This is a genomic window from Luteibacter sp. 621 (assembly GCF_050435445.1).
Taxonomy (GTDB): Bacteria; Pseudomonadota; Gammaproteobacteria; order Xanthomonadales; family Rhodanobacteraceae; genus Luteibacter.
Map to the genome: position 1 here is coordinate 1 of NZ_JBNDKI010000043.1, position 4,283 is coordinate 4,283.

Below are 4,283 nucleotides of genomic sequence, written 5' to 3' on the forward strand. Positions count from 1 at the left end.
CTTCGCCGCCCCCCCGCTGCGCCCCGGGGTCGTCGTCGCGCGGGGGGGGGGGGGGGGGGGGCGCCCCCCCCCCCCCCCCCCCCCCCCCCCCGCTCCTACAGGGTGGCGTCACGCCTGACGCAGGCCTGTCAGGCCTTGGTCTTTTGCTTGTACGCGCAGAGGTCGACGATGGCGCAGGTCGGGCATTCCGGCTTGCGCGCCTTGCACACATAACGCCCGTGCAGGATCAGCCAGTGGTGGGCGTCCTGGAGGAATTCCTTCGGGATCACCTTTTCCAGCTTGTCTTCCACCTTGCGCACATCCGGGCCCGGTGCCAGGCCGGTGCGGTTCGCGACGCGGAAGATGTGCGTATCCACGGCAATCGTCGGCTGGCCGAACGCGGTGTTGAGCACCACGTTGGCCGTTTTCCGGCCCACGCCCGGCAGCGATTCCAGCGCCTCGCGCGATTCAGGTACTTCGCCGCTGTACTGGTCGACGAGGATCTGGCTCATGGCGATGAGGTTCTTCGCCTTGTTGTTGTACAGGCCGATCGTGCTGATGTAGCTCTTCAGCTTTTCCAGCCCCAGTTTCAGGATCTTCTGCGGCGTGTTCGCCACCGGAAACAGCTTGCGCGTGGCCTTGTTCACGCCCACGTCCGTGGCCTGGGCGGATAGCGCCACGGCGGCCAGCAGTTCAAACGGCGTGGTGTATTCGAGTTCGGTTTTCGGGTGCGGGTTCAGCTCGCGCAGGCGGGTGAACATCTCGATGATGTCGGCCTTCTTCACGGCGAATCCTTTTTCTTGGCTTTGGCGCGGGCCAGGGCTTCGAGCACGGCGTTGCGGGCAGCCGGTGCGCCAACATCGCGCTTGCTTGCGGCCAGTTGCTCTTCGCGCGCGGCGCGTTCACCTGCCATGCGTGCCTCGCGGCGCTGGAAGTGCACGCGCGCGGCATCGGCATGCGCGCGGTCATCGGCTTGTGCCAGCGGCATGGGATCGAGGGTGATGCAATCGACCGGGCAGGCCGGGACGCACAGCTCGCAGCCGGTGCACAGATCGCTGACCACGACGTGCATGACCTTGGCCGCACCCAGGATTGCATCCACAGGGCACGCCTGGATGCACTTGGTGCAACCAATGCAGTCGGCCTCGATCACCCGTGCGAGCGTGCGCGGCTTCTCCACGCCGCGCGACGTATCGAGCGGGATAGGCGGTTGATCGAGCAGGGCGGCAAGGCGTGCAATGCCCAGCGCGCCGCCCGGCGGGCAGCGGTTGATGGGTGCTTCGCCCGTGGCGATGGCCTCGGCGTACGGGCGGCAGCCATGGAACCCGCATTGCTCGCATTGGGTCTGCGGCAGCAGGTGATCGATGCGATCGGCAAGCGTTGGCGTCATGGCTGGCGCAAAGCCGGAAGGGTTTAGCGGACGGTGGCGCCCGGCGCCGCGCCCTGGTCGGCATCGAGCAGGAACAGGTCCGCACCGCCATCACCGGCGGAGAGGATCATGCCCTCGGACAGGCCAAAGCGCATTTTGCGCGGTGCGAGGTTGGCGATGAACACCACGTTGCGGCCGACAAGCTTGTCCGGCTCGGCGTACGCGGCGCGGATGCCCGAGAAGATCTGGCGCTTGCCCAGCGGGCCGGCATCCAGCTCGAAGCGCAGCAGCTTGTCAGAGCCCTCTACGAACTCGCAAACCAGGACCTTGCCGATACGCAGGTCGAGCTTGGCGAAATCATCGATCGAGATGGTGGCGGTTTCGGCAGGGGCGGCGGCAGTGTCGGTCATGGCTTTCGGTGCTTCTTTGGGCTTGGTTTTCTTTGCATCCGCCTTGGCGGCCTCACGGGCCTGCTCGGCGGGGCTGAGCGATTCTTTCGACGCATCGACCATGGCTTCAATCTTCTTCGGATCGAGCCGGCCGAACAGCGGCGAGAAGGCATTGACGGTGTGGCCGAACAGCTCGCGGCGTGCGTCGGCGAACGTTTCGATCGGCCCGCCGAGGAACGTTTCGGCCGCGGCGACCGTGACCGGGATGATCGGCTTGAGCAGGCCGGAGAGCAGGCGGAAGGCGTTGATCGCGAAGGTGCAGACCTGCTGCAGCTGATCGCGGCGTGCCTCGTCCTTCGCCAGCACCCACGGCGCTTTCGCCGCGATGTAGGCATTCACGGCATCGGACATCGCGACAAAGCGGCGGGTGACTTCGGCGTACTCGTCAGCCTCGTAAAGCGTCTCGATACCCTCGTACTGCGTGAGCAGATCGCGCCACAGCGCGGAGGCTTCGTCATCAAAGCGATCGGCGAGCTTGCCGGCAAAGTGCGTGTGCACAAAGCCCGCGGTACGGCTGGCGATGTTCGCCCACTTGCCGACCAGGTGCGAGTTCACGCGCTCTTCGAACGACTTCAGGTCGAGATCCACATCGACCGGCTGCGGGCCGAGCATGGTGGCGAAGTAGTAGCGCAGCGCTTCCGGGTCCAGGCCCGAATCGAGGTAGGTGCGCGCCTGGATGAAGGTGCCGCGCGACTTGGACATCTTCGCGCCGTTCACCGTCAGGTAGCCGTTGACGTGCAGCGCGGTCGGCACACGCAGGCCAGCACCGTGCAGCATGGCCGGCCAGAACAGGCCGTGGAAATTGATGATGTCCTTGCCGATGAAGTGGTGCAGTTCGGCGCTGCTGTCCTTGCCAAGGAAATCATCGAAGGCCAGGCCCTTGCGCTCGCACAGTGCCTTGAACGAGGCCAGGTAACCGACCGGCGCATCCAGCCACACGTAGAAGAACTTGCCCGGGGCATCAGGAATCGGGAAGCCGAAGTACGGCGCATCGCGGGAGATATCCCAGTCGCGCAGGCCGCCGTCGATCCACTCGGCGAGCTTGGCGGCGACGCCGGCATCGGCGACCTGTTTTCCGCCGGTGAGCTTGCCGGCGAACCAGTCGCGCAGCAGTTGCTCGAACTTGCTCAGCTCGAAGAAGTAGTGCTCCGAATCGCGCAAGACGGGCGTGGCGCCCGACATCACCGAATACGGGTTGATCAGTTCGGTGGGTGCGTAGGTGGCGCCGCAGTTCTCGCAGTTATCGCCGTACTGGTCCGGCGTACCGCACACCGGGCAGGTGCCCTTGATGTAGCGATCGGGCAGGAACATGTCGCGGGTGGGGTCGTACAGCTGCTGGATGTCGCGGCGCGCGATGTAGCCGCCCTCGCGCAGCTTCAGGTAGATCGCCGTGGCGATCTCCTGGTTCTCCGGCGAGTGCGTGGTGTGGTACTGGTCGTAGCTGAAGTGGAAATCGGTGAAGTCCGCTTCGTGGCTGGCGCGGATGCCGGCGATGTATTCCTCGGCGGTCTTCCCGACCTTCTCGGCCGCCAGCATGATCGGCGTGCCGTGGGCATCTTCGCCGGCGACGTACCAGACCTCGTTGCCCTGCATTCGCTGCGCGCGCGCCCAGACGTCGGCTTCGATATAGCCGAGCATGTGGCCCAGGTGCAGCGGGCCATTGGCGTAGGGGAGGGCGTTGGTTACGAGGATGCGGCGGGCCATGATGTGCACGGTCGGCTGTAGGACCGGGGATTATGGCATGGCAACAAAAAAGCCGCCCCAGGCGGGGCGGCTTTCAGTCGGTAAGCGCCGCCGATTACTCAGCGCGGACCCATTCCTGGCTGCGGCCGATCAGCGAGAAGCCGATGTACCCGTGGACGTCCAGCTTCTTGCCGCCGTCTTCGAGCTTCAGGGTGACCTTGTAGATCTTGCCCTTCGCCGGGTCGAGGATCTGGCCGCCCGACCACTCGTCGCCGTCTTTCTTCAGGCCCCACATGATGGTCATGCCTTCGATGGGCTTGCCCTTGCGGTCGCCATCGCATTCGTCGCAGACCGGGTGCGGACCCTTGTCCGACTTGAGTACCTCGAGCACCTTGCCCTCGAGCAGGCCGTGGTTCTCGGTGATTTCAACGATCGACTTCACTTCGTGGGTCTTGTCGTCGATGGTCTTCCACTTGCCGACCGGGGTATCGGTGGCGGCGAAGGCGGGGAGGGCAGCGGTCGCGAAGGCGAGGGCGGCGGCGGTGCGGATCAGGTGCTTCATAGGCTCGTAGGCTCCCCATACGGTCAGGTACGGCCGGAGCCTGACGAAGCCGCCCCAGCCCGTCAAGCTGCAACGCGGCGCAGCCGTTCCCTGTAGGAGCGGGGGGGGGGGGGGGGGGGGGGGGGGGGGGGGGCCCGCCGGCGGGGGGGGGGGGGGGGGGGGGGGGGGCCCCCGCAAACAGCGGCGACAAAATTGTGGTGAACCGACGGGGTTGGTTGTGTAAAACGGGGGGGTTTTTTAG

4 protein-coding genes are annotated in these 4,283 nt (G+C 65.9%); all 4 read right to left on the reverse strand.

Annotated features, from left to right (window positions below; all coding sequences use genetic code 11):
- Positions 1-128: 128 nt before the first annotated feature.
- Complete coding sequence (gene nth, locus ABIE56_RS22535; RefSeq protein WP_429246049.1) at positions 129-764, reverse strand: endonuclease III; 636 nt, start codon at positions 762-764, stop codon at positions 129-131.
- Positions 761-1,369, reverse strand: a complete 609-nt coding sequence (locus ABIE56_RS22540; RefSeq protein ID WP_429246050.1) for an RnfABCDGE type electron transport complex subunit B — start codon at positions 1,367-1,369, stop codon at positions 761-763. Before ABIE56_RS22540 ends, nth begins: the two co-directional genes overlap by 4 nt.
- Positions 1,370-1,392: 23 nt before the next feature.
- Positions 1,393-3,501, reverse strand: a complete 2,109-nt coding sequence (metG, locus tag ABIE56_RS22545; protein ID WP_429246051.1) for a methionine--tRNA ligase — start codon at positions 3,499-3,501, stop codon at positions 1,393-1,395.
- Between the two features lie 94 nt (positions 3,502-3,595).
- Complete coding sequence (locus ABIE56_RS22550) at positions 3,596-4,042, reverse strand: DUF2147 domain-containing protein (RefSeq protein ID WP_429246052.1); 447 nt, start codon at positions 4,040-4,042, stop codon at positions 3,596-3,598.
- Between the last annotated feature and the right edge of the window lie 241 nt (positions 4,043-4,283).